The sequence below is a fragment of the Methylophilus sp. 'Pure River' genome (genome assembly GCF_046765995.1).
Lineage (GTDB): Bacteria > Pseudomonadota > Gammaproteobacteria > Burkholderiales > Methylophilaceae > Methylophilus.
Map to the genome: position 1 here is coordinate 1 of NZ_JBKOUE010000007.1, position 16,497 is coordinate 16,497.

A 16,497-nucleotide genomic window follows, 5' to 3' on the forward strand; every position below is an offset into this window, starting at 1 on the left:
TTTTTAAAGAACATCAGCTTTTCGCTGTTTTCGTTACCGTTATTTCGTAACGAGGTGCGCATTATACAGAGGTTTTTCGTTCGGTCAAGCATCAAATTCATTTAATTTTAAAACGACTTTTTGCTTGGTTGCGGGAACAGGATTTGAACCTGTGACCTTCGGGTTATGAGCCCGACGAGCTGCCAGACTGCTCCATCCCGCGTCCGAATCGACTAGTAAAACTTGTGTTGCGTCGAGAGGTGAGACTATAGCAAAGTTTCAAAAACAGTGTCAACAGTTATTTGCTAATTTCATGCATATTGTAGAGTGCGGCGTATTTGCCGCCAGCCTGCATGAGTTGCTCGTGCTGCCCCTCTTCCACGATTTGACCTTGATCCATCACAATAATTCGACTGGCATGTTGTATGGTCGTTAAGCGGTGGGCGATCATGATGGTGGTTTTGCCCTGCATGAGCTGGTTTAAAGCCGCCTGCACTTTGTGCTCGGATTCGTTGTCCAGTGCTGAGGTCGCTTCGTCCAGAATTAATATAGGTGCATTTTTGAGCATCGCACGCGCAATCGAGAGCCGCTGCCGCTGGCCGCCTGACAGGCGCAGGCCGCGGTCACCAATATGGGTATCCAATTGTTGCGGCAGCTTTTCGATAAACTCCCAGGCATACGCTGCCTTGGCCGCAGTAATCACAGCCTCTTTCGTGACTCCACGCAAACTACCGTAAGCAATATTGTTGTATATCGTGTCGTTAAACAGCACAGTGTCCTGACTGACCAGTGCAAATTGCTGCCGCAAATGTGGCAATGGCAGTTGCTGGATGTCGATGCCATTGATCGTGATCTTGCCTTGCTGTATTTCGTGGAAGCGCGGCAACAGATTGACCAGCGTGGACTTTCCCCCGCCCGACATGCCAACCAGCGCAATACTTTCCCCCGCCTGGATCGTCAGGTTGAGTTGCTTCAATGCCGCATGCTGCCCATAAGGATATTTAAAAGCCACATTCTGCAATTGAATCTCTTTAATGGGCGCCCCCAATAGCAACTGCCCCTGATTGCTTTCTGCCGGGGTATCCAGCACGGCAAATACACTCTGGCAGGCGGTCACCGCAATTTGTACATCTTCGTTGACAGAAGCAATGGCTTTCACCGGGCCAATCAACATCAGCAAGGCACCGATAAAGGCGGCGAACTCGCCGGCGGTGAACTCGCCGGCGGCATAATAAATGACCGTCCCCAACGCGATCGCTGCCAACACTTCGACAAACATACTATTCAAGCCGGAAATGCGCCCTAGCCTCACCATCATCTGCCGATTTGTTGCGGCAATATTACTGAAACGCTGATATTCATAGGCTTGGCCATTAAATACCTTGACCACACGCTGGCCGCTGGCGGCTTCTTCAATGACTTGCGTCATATCAGTCATACTGGCTTGCACCTGCTTGCCGGAGTTGCGCAGCTTGGGCGTCATTTTCTTCAGGTAGCGGGTAATCAGCGGCGCCAGCATTAAAAACACCATTGTCAGCTTCCAGTCCAGATACAACATATAAGCCACAATGCCAATAATGGTCAGGCTGTCGCGGATGGAGGAAATAATGACTTTGGTGACCGCACTATATAGTTGCTCGCAATCAAAGGTCATTTTGGTGGTGATATTGGCGATGGCATGCTGGTCAAAAAAACTGGCGGGTAGCGTGAGCATATGACCAAACACATGATTGCGTACATCTTCAATCACTCGCCGCCCGACGATACGCATCAGGTAGTTGGAGCCAAACCCGGCCAGCGCCCGCACAAATAACAGGCCACACAGCATGGCAGCCAGATACATGCGTGAATTATTTTCTGCGTGACCGGCAAAGCCTTCATCTGTCACATGCTTGATCGTACTCAAAAAGCCAGTATTACTGGCGGAGAGCACCACCAGGCACACCAAGGCCATGGCAAATGTCAGCCAATAAGGCTTGATATAGGCCATCAGCCTGGCTAATTGTGTGTAAGCGCTCTGCGTATGATTCATGAGGATTATTTATACCTGTTGTAGCTTTACATAGATGCTGGCCATGCACTTATTTGCCCGTTTGAAGCAGCAATGTGTGCAATCTATCCACCACTTCTTGCACGGTGATGCCAGAAATGCTCTGTTGCGGATCCTGGATAAAATACGCCTGCGTGGACCACGGCAAGTAGCGCCCAGGGGAGCCTGGCCCGAACAGGGTGAAGGTAGGCAGCCCAGCGGCGGCAGCCATATGGCCCAGGCCAGAATCATTGCCCAGATACACATGGCATTGTTTAAGCAGAGCGTAGGATTGCGGCAGGCTCAAACGACCACACGCATCGTAGACCGGCAGGGTAGCCTGCGCAGTAAAATGCTTTGCCAGTGAGCAATCAGCCGCACTGCCCAGTAAAACGACGCCATCAATGTGCGCAGCCAAGGCATTGGCGACGGCCACATAACGTTCAACTGGCCAGATTTTTCCGGAAAAATTTGCCCCTGGCCCAATCGCCAGCCAGCGCCCTGGTGTTGAAAACTGCGCGGCCACGGTTTGCTGATCTTGCTCGCTGGCCCATAACTGCACAAGCGGCGTGCGACGGCCAACCAAGCCGTGTATGGCTGCCAGGTGTTTTTCTACCGAATGCAAGTGCAAAGTATTTTGATTGGATAACTTTTTGAATTTCTGCTTTCCGCGTAGCAAATACAGCAGAAAGTCGGTGCGTAAATCCACAATGACGTCGTAATTCGTTTGCCTTAACGCAGCAATCAGTTGCCAATAGCCTTTCCAGCCGCTCTTTTTGTCCCGTTTCAACAATCGGCCCATATAAGGGCATGGTTCAAACAAGGCTGATGAGCGGACATCACAGACCAGATCTATCCGCGCATCAGGATATTGGGCATGCAAGGAAGCCAGTACTGGCGTAGTCATGATGGCATCGCCTATATTCGAGAGTGTTACAACCAGGATGCGTGCGCAGGTCATAAAGGGACGTCCAACATCATGCAACCGGCAAACCGATGGCGTTAAGCGCTGACATGAGCTGCTGACGCAAACGGGTTTCTGAAAAATGCATTTGATACCAACCATGCGCAGCCTGCCCCTGGTCACGTGCACAACGCGACCACTGCACCACAGCCTCGGCCAGCGCAACCGGATTAGCGGCTTCAATTTGCCACAACCCTCGCGGCCTGTCATGGCTTAACTCAACCGGATAAGCCGCGCTTGCACGTGTAATCACCGGTTTTGCACAAGCCAGTGCTTGGAATACTTTATTGGGAATCACTTGTGCAGCTTTCTCCGAATCCCCAAATACGCCCAGCACAATATCCGCTTGCGCGATGCGGTGTGGCAGTTGCGTATAAGGAATGCCCGCCTCAAACCGCACATTCGCCATGCCCGCCGCCTGTTGTTGTGCACTGGCTTTTTCTGGCCCATCCCCCAACAGCACCCATTGAATATGGGACTGGCCAGCGGTCATTTTGGCGGCATTGATCACGGTTGCGACCCCATGCAAGGCAATAAAGCTGCCATAAAACAATACTTCAATCGCCGCCGGACACGGCTCAACCTCCACCGGGGTAAACAAGGGCTGCTCAGCGCCTACATAGACACAGGCCGTTTTTGCCGGTGACAACATGAAGCGCTGCGTAAACATGTGCTGTTGTGGCTCAGTATCCAGCAATACCATATCCACCGTTTGCAGCCACTGTGACTCGCGGCGCAATAGTTGTTGGGCCTGCCTGCTATCAACCGCAAACTTCCGCCGCTCATACACCTGTTTTTGCCAGGCGCTAATCAGAGGGTCAAACAACACAGGAATATTTCTCTTGCGCGCCCATCGCGTGGCGGCTGCCACATCGCGATGCCGGAAACAGGGCACCCACACCAGGTCTGCGCGCAGGCCTTTTAACTGTGCCTCAATATCGGCCAGGGCACTGATGCGCGGTGAAAAATCAATCAGCTCATAGCCCATAGATTGCAGCAATTGCCGACAAATCCGGTTGCGCGAATAATTGCGGTCTGACCGCCCCCACCAAATCACCTTAGGCATGCCTGGCCTCAGCCAAATAAGGCAGGATGCGTTGCGGGGTGAGTTGTTGCATACAGCTATGATGGCTGCACTGCTTGGCGTAACAGTTCTTGCACGGGAGGTCCAGTTGCACGGCCTGCACCTGCTGGCCTGGTGGTTTCACCCGCAAGGGATTGGTCGGGCCACAGATCACCGTCATGGGCGTGTGCGTCGCCGCGGCCAGATGCGCGGTCCCTGTATCATTAGCCACAATCGCACTGGCATGCGCGCAGATGACAGGGACTTCAAGCAAACTGGTCTGCCCGCATAAGTTCACCACTTGTTGCGGATATGGGCGGGCAATTGCCAGGCACTCTTCCGCCTCATCACGTCCGCCAAGCAAAACCACGCGTTGGCCCTGCTGCAGATAATACTCAACTAAGGCGCCATAATTGGCAGCCCCCCAACGCTTGGTCAGGCCACTGGCATGGCTACCACACAAAAAAACCACAAACGATTTTGATTGCAAACCATGTTGCGACAACAACTGCTCGGCAGCCGTCACTGAAGATGGCGCAATATGTAACTTGGGACCATGCGTGTGCAAAGGAATACCGGCCGCCAGCAAGGTTTGCTGCATGATTTGGAAACTGTGTGCCTGTGGCAGGCGCTGCGGCTGACGAATGGTGTAAGGGAAACGCGGATGATTACCCAATAACCAAGTTGGAGCCTTGCCCATCAAACGGAGCATCGCCAGCAAACCACGGCTTTTATCGTTGGTTTGCAGGTCAATAATCAAATCGTATTGCATAGAAACTACTTCTGCCAGCCACTGTTTGTACGCGCGCCAGCGGCCTGGCTTTTGCTGCAAGTTCACGCACCACACCCGCTGAAACCTGGGATCATCCGCAAATAGTGATTGCCAGGCTGGCATGGTGTTCAAGTGCAATTCGGCCTGCGGAAAAGCCTGCCGGATATCCTCCATGATGACGGTACTGATGACGATATCGCCCATACCGCCCCACTTCATGATGAGGATGCGCCTAATGGCCGGGTCGCGTGGCAAGTCGCGCACGACGGTGTGATCCAGCCTAGCGCTCAAACAATCGACATCCTGATATGACATCAACCTAGGTTGGATGGTCATCTTGGCTCCGCTCCAGGCTGGCAATAAACGCGCAGGCCAGTAACAGTAATACCGGAAACCACCAAGGCACCAGCATCGGCTGTGTGGTATTGATCGGGAAATAAATCACCATCAACGGCAAGGCGTAAGGCCAGGCCTGAGATTGATCAGCGACTGTTGCCTGCCTAAACCAGCGTACACATAACACGATGATACAGACCAAGCCCAGGCCACCCACCAGCCCGGTTTCAGCCAGCCATTCAACGTAGATATTGTGGCTATGCGTACGGTTAGCCACAAAACGGTCATCCGTGCGGCTAGCATACTGCGCATAGGCACGTTTGTAGTTGTTGCTGCCAATGCCGGTGAGCGGTTCGGCTTGCCACATATGCAATCCGGTTTCCCACAGGTTAAGGCGATAGGTCAATGCGTGATTAAAGCGGTCGAATGTCGTCTGCTCCGACGCTGCCATGGTTTGTGTGGCCTGAAGTTTTGTTTTGGCCAATTGCGGATTTAACAAACTGGAAAATACTGCAACCAGCAGTGGGATAGACAACACCGCCAGCCAGGCTTTCCACCCAGGCTGGTGACGCCATAATCCCAATAACAACAGCAACATATAAATATAGAGATAGCCGCGGGCACCCGATAACACCACCACCACTCCCGCACCCAGCAGCATTGCCCAGGCCAGCCAGCCATATTTAGGCTGCCAGTGATAAAAAATAAGGGGTAACACAGCCAACATCAGGATGCCTTGGTGCAAATCGCTGAACATGCCGGTAATCCGGCCCTCAGGCGTTTTGGGCATGCCCAGCATATCTACCCCGAACAGGTATTGAATCGCACTATCTAATATCCACAGGGCAATGACCCAACCCAGCCAGCGCGCGAGTAACTGCCTGACCAGCGCCTGCTGTAACAACACAACCAGGGTCACGCCTGCCAGGTACATCAGGCCAAACCAGGCGATAGCGGCAAATGTGGCTTTGACATCAAAGGCATGCAGCAATGACAACCACATCGGCAACCATAACAGCAAAAACACGACGGTCCAGCGGCGCACTGCACGCTGCTCGCGTAATGCTGAAAGCTTTACCAATAACAATCCCCCACCGACCATAGCCAGTAACAAGGTGGGCAATCTTGCGCCACCAGAAAACGGGCTCCAGGCAATGATCATCACGGCAAATAGCAAGCAGGCATTGGTCAATATGCGCGGCATGGCGAGGGAGGTATTTGAGTGAATAATCATGGTCAATCTCCTCGCCCGGCATCGTCCATCACATCCTGGTACACATCCAGTGTTCTCTGCTGCATCACTTGTAATGAAAAATGCGTATTAGGCAACACAGTGGGCGCTTGTGCCAACCAGCTCAGTGTCAGCATGGCGACTTCGGCCACATTACCCACTGGCACGGCGCCTTCTGGCAATAGTGCCGCCAATTGCTCGGCCACCCCGCCATGCGCATAACCGATCACCGGCACGCCCAAACTCAAGGCTTCCAGCGTGGTGCGGCCAAACGCCTCAGGCTCGGTCGATAAGGAGTACACAATACTCGCCATCGCCATGATCTGTTTCACGTCCTGACGATAACCGGTCAACGTGATGTGTTCAGCCAAACCGGCCGCATGAATTTTCTGCTGCAAACACTCGGCAAACGCCTGTTTGTCAGCGGCCACTTCGCCGACCAGCAGGGCATGTACATCCGGATGCTGTTGACAAACAATGCGCAACATATCCACAAAATCTGTCGCGCCTTTCCAGCGCGAAATTCTGGCGGGCAACACAAGCAGGCGTTTGCCGCGTGTATGTGGGTATTCGGCAAACCAATCCTGCTTCCAGCCATCGTCCGGCTGATAGCCGGGCCGGTATTCAGCGGTATCCACGCCGCGGTAGATTAGCTGCATTTTTTGTGGATCTACCTGATAGGCGCGTTGTGCATAAGCCAGTATCGTTTTTGAAATCACAATCACGCGCTCACCGCAGGTCATGATGCGGCTATACCGACCTGGCCGGTAATAGCCATGCACCGTGGTCACCAGGCGCGGACGTTGTGCCGCAGGCATGCCTTTCCAGGCCAAATAAACCACCCATGCCGGAAAACGCGAGCGCACATGCACAATATCGACCTGCTCACGCTGCCAACATTCACGCAATTTGGGGATCAATAAAAAAGTCAGTAATGATTTGCGACCAATCGGGTAAGTCAAATGGCGGCTCCCTGCCGCCTCTAGCGCTGGCACCATACGCCCACCCGCCGACATCACTAAAGAGCGATGACCTTGAGCGACCAGGTGCGACGCAATCTCCAATGTGCCCCGCTCCACCCCGCCCGATTGCAAGGCGGGTAATACCTGTAACACTGTCAGTTTTCGCAAAACTAAAATTCAACCACTAAAATTTAACCACTAGCATTCGATCATCCACTCGTGATCATCAGGCTAAGCGCGAGACCAGGCGACCGCGTGCAGAACGATGATTGAAATGAGCCAGCAAAGCATCACTGCAACGGCTAGCTTCATTAAACCCCAGCACAGGCCGCATAAACTGGCGGTATAAACCGTAAGGGTCGTAACGCGTGACCAGTTGGCGGTCGATTAACTTTTCGATGCCGCGGCTGACTCGGCTCTTGCCTTTGGCCGAGAGACTAATCAGGCCGACCGCCACTTGCGCCGTCAGTGCTTCGTAGACCATGGATACCGAGTCTTCAGTAACCCAGGCGCTGGATACCGTTGCCAGGGTGGTTTGCACCCAGTCTTTATGTGTATCGGCAATCGGGATAATCGCCAGGTTAGCTAGTTTGACGCGCTGCATGGCCGACACAAAACTGGCGGGCGTTCGTCTGGAAGTGGTTAATATAAAATTGACGTCAACATGCTTGCGCACCAGGTCATACACCTGTGCAATCACGCCCAGTTCATCCCAGTGAAAATGCTTGCTGGGACCACCGACCATAATCAGCACCTGGTTGCTGTCTTTTTTTTCCGCGCTTACAGGCTGGATATGGTTAATCACCCCACGTGTTTCGATAAAACTGGAAAAGCCACGGTATTGGTCGTGCTCAGGAATCAGGCAGACATCGAATAGTTCGGCAGGCAGGCTCGGCTGCATCATACACACGGTTTGTCCACCGTAAGCACGCTTGGCCGCAAGCATATGGCCGTGTGTAGCATGGCCCGCACCCACAATCAAATCCGGCTTAGGCAGCGACTTGCCAGCAGGCCAGACTCCCGCCGCTAGGTATAACCAGCCAGCGCCGCTACGGCCCACAGGAATATCCACCACTTGCATCGCCAGGCGCTGCTGCATGGCATTGACCAGGCCTAAGGACTGATGCTCATGGCCCGGTTTGCCGTCCAGCAGACGCCAAACCACGAAAGAATTAATTGAAGAGTTTTGACTGCTCATTTGCACCACCTGCACATGCCGTGCAGATTAGAGGTGCATCATGACAAAATGATTAAAATAAAAAGAAGGAATTATGTCGACACACCCGCGCCGACGCGCGGGTGCAATATAGAAGCTGATGAGAGTCGGCTACTTGGCAGCACCAAATACCTTTTTGAGCAGATTACTGGCCTGGCCCATCGGGTCCTGGCGAATGGCGGCTTCTTCTTTGGCAATCATCAGGTATACACCATCCAGTGCCTTCTGCGTCACATACTGGTTAATATTGGCATCCTCTTTTTTAATCACGCCAAACTTGCTGCCCATTTCGGCATATTTATTATAGGTGTCTGCCAGTTGCACATTGGCCGTGGCTTTTTGCACGATAGGCAGGAACTTGGCCGCCATATCGGTAGAAGTGGTTTTCTTGAAATATTGCGTGGCGGCATCTTGCGGACCGGTGAGAATATTTTTGGCATCGGTCACACTCATTTGCTTAACCGAATTCACCAATAACGTTTTGGCCTCAGGCACGGCCTGTTCGGCGGCGCGGTTCATTTTTAAGATCAACTCATCGGCCTGGCTGCCCATACCCACCATGCGCATGCCTTTTTCAATTTTCTTTAATGAATCCGGCAACGGGATTTTGACCTCTTTATTGCCCATAAAACCATCGGTCGTGCCCAACAGGCCAACGGCTTTACTCACGCCCTGGTTAAGCGCCTGCTTGAGGCCGTCGCTGGTTTCCTGTTCGCTCAAGTTACTGACGGCGCTACTATTACCACCACTGCTACTGGACGAGCTACCACCGACTTTTTCAACAATATCGCCCAGGCCTTTGAGGTCCAGCGCTTGTGCATCTGTGATTAATAAACCGGCCAACAATACCCATGCTGTGTTTTTCATGATAACGCTCTTTAACAAGTTAAATGCAGTGTACCCATAAAGCACAAAGCAAGTCCAGATGGACTTGCTTTGTTGACGCTGCCAGATAAAAAATCAGGCTTTAAATGGTGAAACCTGCCAGATACGTTGTGCGTAATCAGCAATCGTGCGGTCACTGGAGAATTTTGCCATGCGCGCCACATTTAAAATCGCCATGCGTGACCAGGCCTCTTCATCCTGATACAAGGCAGCCACTTTTTCCTGTGTGGTGACATAGGCAGCGTAATCCGCCAGCAACAGGTATTGGTCACCCTTATGCAACAAGGTGTCGACGATGGCCTGGTAACGGCTAGGCTCTTCTACCGAGAAAAAGCCGTTACCTATCATGTCTATGACTTGTTTCAGCTCGCTGTTGCCATGGTAATAATCCCACGGGTTATAGTTGCTGGCTTTGAGTTGTGCGACTTCAGGCGTGGTCAGGCCAAAAATAAAGATATTCTCGTCGCCAACCTCTTCCTTGATCTCCACATTAGCACCATCCAGCGTGCCTATGGTCAACGCGCCATTCAACGCCATTTTCATATTACCGGTGCCGCTGGCCTCGGTGCCTGCGGTTGAAATCTGCTCAGACAAATCCGCCCCCGGGAACAGGATTTCTGCCGCACTGACCTCATAGTTGGGGTAGAACACCACTTTCAACTTGTCATTCACGGCTGGGTCATTATTGATCATGGTCGCCACATCGTTAATGAGGCGGATAATCTGCTTGGCCAGCCAATAGCCTGGCGCAGCCTTACCGGCAAAAATGACCACACGCGGCGTGTGCTGACTCACTTGTCCGCTACGGATACGGTTATACAAAGTGATCACGTGCAACACATTTAATAACTGACGCTTGTATTCGTGGATGCGTTTAATCTGCACATCAAACAAAGCATTGGTATTAATGGCGATGCCTGTTTTTTGCAGGATTTTGTCGGCCAGGCGTTGCTTGTTGGCTTTTTTAACCTCACGGAACGCTTTTCTGAACGCGGCATTATCAGCAAGCGGCTCAATCTTTTTGATCAAACTCAGGTCTTTCTGAAAACCAGCGCCAATATGCTTGGTTAACAATTCCGTCAGCAAAGGATTGGCCTGGTTTAACCAGCGACGCGGTGTAATACCATTGGTCACATTGGTAAACTTGCCCGGGTAGATTTTATTAAAATCAGCAAACAAGGTAGTTTTCAATAACTCACTATGCAGCTCGGCCACGCCGTTGACGGTATGGCTACCGACAATCGCCAGGTGCGCCATGCGTACGCGGCGGCCATGCGTTTCATCAATAATAGAAACGCGTTGCAACAAGGCAGTATCGCCAGGGAAATGCTGGTTAACCATCTGCAAGAACTGATGGTTGATTTCGTAAATGATTTCCAGGTGACGTGGCAATAACTGCGCGAATAAATCGACCGACCAGGTTTCTAGTGCCTCGGGCATCAGCGTGTGGTTAGTATAAGCAAACATTTTGGTGATCAACTTCCAGGCTTTGTCCCATGGCAAGTGATAGTGATCTACCAGTTGATGCATCATTTCCGCAACCGCAATCGCCGGATGTGTATCGTTTAACTGGATCGCCACTTTTTCCGGCAAGGTATTCCAGTCAGCGTTGTAGTTGGTGAAGCGGTGCAGAATATCCTGCGTTGAGGCAGAGACAAAGAAGTATTGTTGCTTCAGGCGCAATGCCTTGCCAGACTCAGAAGTATCGTTGGGATACAGCACTTGTGAAATGGTCTCGGCGCTATGGCGGCCTTCAACCGACTTCTCGTAATTACCTTCATTAAAGTGTGCCAGGTCAAACTCGTTCGTCGCCTTGGCCGACCATAACCGCAGGTTGTTCACGGTTTGCGTGCCATAGCCAGGCACCGGCACATCATACGGCATGGCCACCACGGTTTCGTGGTCTACCCAGTGATGCTCAATGCCGTGTTCGGTATGCACATGCAACACGCGGCCATAAAACTTCACCTCACAGGTATGCTCAGGGCGCTGCACTTCCCAAATGTTCTGGTAGCGCAACCAGTTGTCCGGGTTTTCTTTCTGCTGGCCGTTCTCAATCGTTTGTCTGAACATGCCATAGTCGTAACGAATACCATAGCCGGTCGCCGGAATATCCATAGTCGCCATTGAGTCGACAAAGCACGCGGCCAGTCTGCCCAGGCCACCGTTACCTAAAGCAGCATCCGGCTCCAGCTCGGCCACGCCTTCGAGCTTCTGGCCAATCTCCTGCAAGCCCTCGCTTAGTTCCGGTGCAATGCCCAAATTAAGTGCGGCGTTAGACAGCATGCGGCCAATCAAAAACTCCAGGGAAAGGTAATACACACGCTTGGTATTAGCATCACGGTAAGCATCGCGCGTATTCACCCAGCGGCTCATCAAGTGGTCACGCACGGTAAAGGCCGCAGTCTGGTACCAGTCGCGTGTCGTCGCCCATGAGTTGGACTTGCCTAATGAAAAAGTGAGATGGTTACGTAATGCTTGTGGGATAGGTAATTGTTCGAGTACGAATTCGTCAGCCGCTTGGGCACTGTCAGGTTGTTGAGCGTTTTTACGTGTTTTTTTCACATTGGCAGTCATACATCTTCCCCTGGGGTGTTGATCACAAATTTGCTTTAAGTGAGTCAAAAGCAAAAAGCAAGCCTACAACAAGAATGTGTCAGACATAAAAAAGGCCACAAAATTCATGTTGTGGCCTTTGATTATAACGCCCGAAAGCGGCGTCAATAAAAAAGTTTTACAGTTTCCAGGTATAGGCAATGCCCAGTGCATCCTGATACATCTTCAAATTGGCCTCACCGCCACCAAAGGCAGCAGGAATCGAACCACTTCCATCCACTTTGTTTTCAAATGCATGGGTATAAGAGAATGACAGTTCAGACTGTGGGCTTAATACCCAAGTCGCGCCAAGTGATACGTGATCTTTCACCACTCCTGGCGCCAGGATATTCAACAAGGTATCGCCACGACGGATAGGCTGGTCGACATGGTTAAACCCAGCACGCAAGGTCAAGGTCGGACTGTATTGATACAAAGCACCAATCTTATACACCTTGGCGTCTTGCCAGTTAAAACCGGCACCATTGTCATTACCCAGGCCATTAAACAAATTCGTCAGTGAAGCATTACCCACTGCATCCACTTCACTATAGTTAATGCGCTGAAAGTCTGCCGCCAGCGTCAATGCCGGGGTCGCTTTCACTGCGATCCCCACGCCATAGGTAGATGGAATATCAAAGTCACCCTGCTCGGCAAACAGGCCTTTGTATTTATCAAACTTACTCATATAAGTACGACTCTGGTAAGTTGCGCCCAAGGTCACGGTATCGGTGATTTCACCCAGCCAGCCAATATGCACGCCTGCGCCATAAGAGTTGTCATGCCCGTTATTGGTCACCCGCCCTGGCGCGGCGCTAAAGCTTGCATTATCAAAACCTTGTAAGCCTTTGGCCTCAAAGCGCTGGTAAGCCAGGTTTAATGAAGCACCGATAATATGCTTTTCAGACACTTTCCAAGTAGCCGTTGGTGCCACAAATACCTGAATCAAGTCCACCCCGGCACGGCCCTGGCTTTGGAACAGTGGAATACCGTTTTTGTAATCGGTATTCATACCACCGTTGCCATACACACTCACACCCAGCGTCACATCTTCAGAATATTGTTTGTTGTAGCCAAACTCAGGGATCAAGAAATTCTGCGTATCGTTGCCTTTGTAGGTGCCATTTGCACTTGGTGAAGGACTACCTTCTAACTCAGACTCCCGCACCGGCCGGAACCATGTCACCCCCGCATCAATGCGGTCACCAACTTTCCCCAGACCCGCCGGGTTAGCCGCAGCCGCCAATGCATCTTGCGGCAAGGCAATGCCTACACCAGCAACGCCTTGGGCACGCACGCCATAGCCATGCGCAAAATAACCATCGGTTGCCCAAGCACTACCAAATGAAAACGAAACCAATAATGGAATCACTGCGGCCACACTGCGTATCATGACATTCACCTCTGTTTATACGGTTCTCGCCATGTACTCTAGCAAAGCCATTTAATATCAATAAATAATAAATATAAATATATTTATAACTTTTAGATATAAAAAATAAAGCCCGCCAAGGCGGGCTTTATCAAAGCTCATAACAAAACTACAGAATCAGGCTGTTCATGCGTTTGACAAAACTGGCCGGATCTTCCAGTTGTCCGCCCTCAGCTAACAAGGCCTGGTCAAACAACACATGCGCGTAGTCGGCAAATTTGGTGTCGTCAGCTTCGGCCTTGAGTTTTTCAACCAGCCTGTGACCAGGGTTAATCTCGAGGATAGGTTTGCTGTCTGGCGCTTTCTGGCCTGCAGCCTTCAGGATACGCGCCAAATTACCGGACAAATCATGCTCGCCAGCCACCAGACACGCTGGTGAGTCGGTCAGGCGATGCGTCACTTTGACTTCTTTGACACTCTCGCCCAGCGCGGTTTTAATGCGCTCAACTAAATCCTTAGCCTGCTCTTCAACCTGCTTTTGTGCTTCTTTGTCGGCTTCGTCTTCCAGTTTGCCTAAATCCAAATCGCCTTTGGCAATCGACTGCAATTTCTTGCCTTCAAACTCGGTCAAGCCGCCCAGCAACCATTCATCTACCTTGTCCGACATCAGCAACACCTCAATGCCTTTTTTGCGGAAGATTTCCAGGTGCGGTGAGTTTTTCGCCGCGGCAAACGTATCGGCTGTGATGTAGTAAATGGCTTCTTGCTCAGGCTTCATGCGCTCGATGTAGGCTTTGAGCGACACGTTTTGTTCCTCGGTATCGGCATGGGTAGAGGCAAAGCGCAGCAAGCCAGCGATCTTGTCTTTATTGGCAAAGTCTTCGCCGGGGCCTTCTTTAAGCACACGGCCAAACTCGTTCCAGAACTTGGCGTAGTCTTCTGGTTTGTTTTCAGCGACATCTTCAAGCAAGCTCAATACTTTTTTCACAGAGCCATTTTTAATCGCTTCCACGTCGCGGCTGTCCTGCAAAATTTCACGCGATACGTTCAACGGCAAATCAGCTGAGTCAATCACGCCGCGCACAAAGCGCAGGTATTGCGGCATCAGCTTTTCTGCATCTTCCAGAATAAATACGCGCTTCACATATAACTTGATGCCCTGACGGCGATCGCGGTCGTATAAATCAAACGGTGCCTTGCCCGGCACATACAGCAATGAAATATATTCCTGCTTGCCCTCTACGCGGCTGTGCGTATAAGCCAGCGGGTTTTCGTAATCGTGCGAAACGTGTTTGTAAAACTCGTTATACTCTTCTTCAGTGATGTCGCTTTTGCTACGCGCCCACAATGCCGAGGCTTTATTGATGGTTTCATCTTCATCGGTAGTCACCATCTGGCCGCCTTCGCCATTCTCGCCATCTTTCCATTCGGATTTCTTCATGACGATAGGCAAAGTGATATGGTCAGAATACTTGCGGATGATAGTTTTCAGTTTCCAGTCGTTGAGGAACTCATCTTCACCTTCGCGCAGATGCAAAATGACCTCAGTACCACGACCGGCTTTTTCAGTGGTTTCAATGGTGAAATCACCTTCACCGCCAGATTCCCATTTAATGGCTTCGGTTTCACCGGCACGGCGTGTAATCAGCGTCACTTTGTCGGCAATGATAAAGCTGGAGTAAAAACCAACGCCAAACTGGCCAATCAGGTTGGCATCCTTGGCTTGATCACCGGTCAGGTTCTGGAAGAACTCTTTGGTACCAGATTTGGCAATGGTGCCGATGTTGTTAATCACCTCTTCGCGGCGCATGCCGATACCGTTATCGGCAATGGTCAGCGTACGTGCGTCTTTATCAAACGTGATGTTGATCTTTAACTCGCTGTCGTTTTCATACAGGCTGCCGTTAGAGATCGCCTCAAAACGCAACTTGTCAGCCGCGTCCGATGCGTTGGAAATCAGCTCGCGCAACACGATCTCTTTGTTGCTATAGAGCGAGTGAATCATCAATTGTAATAATTGTTTGACCTCGGCCTGAAAGCCCATGGTCTGTTTAGATTGCGATTCTGCTGTCGCTGTCGTCATGACAATTTCTCCAAAAACGGGTTGAACACAAAAACTTACGTTTAGATGGGGAAATAAAAACCGTTTTTCAAGAGGGGGATTTGAAGAGATTGCTTGGATGCAGCCTAACCTGTGATTAAAGCATACCGCCATTGCGTGCATAGAGACCACAACACACGCCATTGGCTGCTTGTTCACCCATTCAAACTGGTCGATTCAGCACAGTTTTTGCTAGCTATTTGTTAAAGCAGCATTCTTTGTTCAGATGTCAGGTTAGGAGAGTAGGTATGAATCTCTTTCACACGTTAATCGAGCAAATGCAGGTCATGAAACTGCCACTTTACGCAGTCACGCTGACCGCCGTCCCGCGCGCAGATACGCCTTTGCTACTCATGTTGCATTGGCATGGCTTCCGCAAACAACCTACGCCCGCCCTGCCCATGCTCAAACCCATCTTGCAGCCCGTGCCCGGCTCAGCCTTGCAGATTAATGACCGCTGGCGGCAACCTGAGGTGGTCGAAGAAGCCGTACTTGACGCCGCCTGGCAATTAGGCGCCTGGGACGTGCAACGCGAAGAACACCGCGCCTGCACCTATGTCGGCGCCAGTGAACATGAAGCCCTCGCCTGCAAACAGGCGTTTGGCAAGTATGACGAAGAACTCGAAAGTGAACTACTGGTCAGCGAGGCGCCGGACCGTGACGAAATGTTGCAACTGGGTGCCAAAGTTGGGTATATCCGCTGGCAATTCCGGCCAGTGAATGGTGGTGTCTGGCAATCGACGGCAGAAGACGACACCCTGCTAGAAGATGGTCGGCGTATCCCGCCCTGCCCGATTCGTCCATTGGCACTAAAAGGGGGCAAATTAACTAAGACGGCGTTTAGATTGGGGCAGATTAATCGGATTATCTTGTTGAAGTAGGTTTGATGACCAGATTGGAATGCTGGCGATTTTAGGAAACATTTCTTTTCGCCCTTTCGGCGAGTGACTTTTCTTTGCTTGCACAAAGAATAAGTAACCAAAAGAAAGTGC

The 16,497-nt window shown here is 51.3% G+C and carries 12 protein-coding genes and 1 tRNA gene; 1 reads left to right on the forward strand and 12 read right to left on the reverse strand.

Annotation, left to right across the window (positions count from 1 at the left end; translation table 11 throughout):
- Positions 1-125 precede the first annotated feature (125 nt).
- From ACIDE9_RS09425 to htpG, 12 genes are all read right to left on the reverse strand, one after another.
- Positions 126-202, reverse strand: a tRNA-Met gene (locus ACIDE9_RS09425).
- A 75-nt stretch (positions 203-277) separates the two neighbouring features.
- Entirely contained in the window at positions 278-2,011 is a 1,734-nt protein-coding gene (msbA, locus tag ACIDE9_RS09430) for a lipid A export permease/ATP-binding protein MsbA (RefSeq protein WP_411994365.1), read from the reverse strand.
- Positions 2,012-2,060: 49 nt separating this feature from the next.
- Positions 2,061-2,969, reverse strand: a complete 909-nt coding sequence (locus tag ACIDE9_RS09435) for a glycosyltransferase family 9 protein (protein ID WP_411994367.1) — start codon at positions 2,967-2,969, stop codon at positions 2,061-2,063.
- A 16-nt stretch (positions 2,970-2,985) separates the two neighbouring features.
- On the reverse strand, positions 2,986-4,038 hold the full coding sequence (locus ACIDE9_RS09440; RefSeq protein ID WP_411994368.1) for a glycosyltransferase: 1,053 nt from the start codon (positions 4,036-4,038) through the stop codon (positions 2,986-2,988).
- A complete protein-coding gene (locus tag ACIDE9_RS09445; RefSeq protein WP_411994370.1) occupies positions 4,031-5,143 on the reverse strand; it encodes a glycosyltransferase family 9 protein in 1,113 nt (370 codons plus the stop codon). The genes ACIDE9_RS09440 and ACIDE9_RS09445 overlap by 8 nt, the downstream gene beginning before the upstream one ends.
- On the reverse strand, positions 5,127-6,377 hold the full coding sequence (locus tag ACIDE9_RS09450; protein ID WP_411994372.1) for an O-antigen ligase family protein: 1,251 nt from the start codon (positions 6,375-6,377) through the stop codon (positions 5,127-5,129). The genes ACIDE9_RS09445 and ACIDE9_RS09450 overlap by 17 nt, the downstream gene beginning before the upstream one ends.
- Before the next feature lie 2 nt (positions 6,378-6,379).
- Positions 6,380-7,504: a glycosyltransferase family 4 protein gene (locus tag ACIDE9_RS09455; protein WP_411994374.1), complete on the reverse strand. Its 1,125-nt coding sequence runs from the start codon at positions 7,502-7,504 to the stop codon at positions 6,380-6,382.
- 58 nt (positions 7,505-7,562) lie between these two features.
- Complete coding sequence (locus tag ACIDE9_RS09460; protein ID WP_411994375.1) at positions 7,563-8,534, reverse strand: mitochondrial fission ELM1 family protein; 972 nt, start codon at positions 8,532-8,534, stop codon at positions 7,563-7,565.
- A gap of 129 nt (positions 8,535-8,663) precedes the next feature.
- The gene (locus tag ACIDE9_RS09465; protein ID WP_194754594.1) at positions 8,664-9,419 is read right to left on the reverse strand and encodes a DUF4197 domain-containing protein; all 756 of its coding nucleotides are present in this window, start codon (positions 9,417-9,419) and stop codon (positions 8,664-8,666) included.
- Positions 9,420-9,512: 93 nt separating this feature from the next.
- Complete coding sequence (locus ACIDE9_RS09470) at positions 9,513-12,014, reverse strand: glycogen/starch/alpha-glucan phosphorylase (RefSeq protein ID WP_411994377.1); 2,502 nt, start codon at positions 12,012-12,014, stop codon at positions 9,513-9,515.
- Positions 12,015-12,171: 157 nt separating this feature from the next.
- Positions 12,172-13,425, reverse strand: a complete 1,254-nt coding sequence (locus ACIDE9_RS09475; RefSeq protein ID WP_411994379.1) for an OmpP1/FadL family transporter — start codon at positions 13,423-13,425, stop codon at positions 12,172-12,174.
- Between the two features lie 148 nt (positions 13,426-13,573).
- The gene (htpG, locus tag ACIDE9_RS09480; RefSeq protein WP_411994381.1) at positions 13,574-15,487 is read right to left on the reverse strand and encodes a molecular chaperone HtpG; all 1,914 of its coding nucleotides are present in this window, start codon (positions 15,485-15,487) and stop codon (positions 13,574-13,576) included.
- Between the two features lie 266 nt (positions 15,488-15,753).
- Here htpG and ACIDE9_RS09485 point away from each other — a divergent pair, with 266 nt between their 5' ends.
- Positions 15,754-16,386 carry a diguanylate cyclase gene (locus ACIDE9_RS09485; RefSeq protein WP_411994383.1) on the forward strand — a complete coding sequence of 211 codons (633 nt, stop codon included), beginning with the start codon at positions 15,754-15,756 and terminating at the stop codon, positions 16,384-16,386.
- Positions 16,387-16,497 lie beyond the last annotated feature (111 nt).

Coding starts and splice junctions, on each gene's coding strand:
- msbA (WP_411994365.1), bottom strand. CDS start 2,011: ATGAATCATACGCAGAGCGCTTACACACAATTAGCCAGGCTGATGGCC.
- ACIDE9_RS09435 (WP_411994367.1), bottom strand. CDS start 2,969: ATGACCTGCGCACGCATCCTGGTTGTAACACTCTCGAATATAGGCGAT.
- ACIDE9_RS09440 (WP_411994368.1), bottom strand. CDS start 4,038: ATGCCTAAGGTGATTTGGTGGGGGCGGTCAGACCGCAATTATTCGCGC.
- ACIDE9_RS09445 (WP_411994370.1), bottom strand. CDS start 5,143: ATGACCATCCAACCTAGGTTGATGTCATATCAGGATGTCGATTGTTTG.
- ACIDE9_RS09450 (WP_411994372.1), bottom strand. CDS start 6,377: ATGATTATTCACTCAAATACCTCCCTCGCCATGCCGCGCATATTGACC.
- ACIDE9_RS09460 (WP_411994375.1), bottom strand. CDS start 8,534: ATGAGCAGTCAAAACTCTTCAATTAATTCTTTCGTGGTTTGGCGTCTG.
- ACIDE9_RS09465 (WP_194754594.1), bottom strand. CDS start 9,419: ATGAAAAACACAGCATGGGTATTGTTGGCCGGTTTATTAATCACAGAT.
- ACIDE9_RS09470 (WP_411994377.1), bottom strand. CDS start 12,014: ATGACTGCCAATGTGAAAAAAACACGTAAAAACGCTCAACAACCTGAC.
- ACIDE9_RS09475 (WP_411994379.1), bottom strand. CDS start 13,425: ATGATACGCAGTGTGGCCGCAGTGATTCCATTATTGGTTTCGTTTTCA.
- htpG (WP_411994381.1), bottom strand. CDS start 15,487: ATGACGACAGCGACAGCAGAATCGCAATCTAAACAGACCATGGGCTTT.
- ACIDE9_RS09485 (WP_411994383.1), top strand. CDS start 15,754: ATGAATCTCTTTCACACGTTAATCGAGCAAATGCAGGTCATGAAACTG.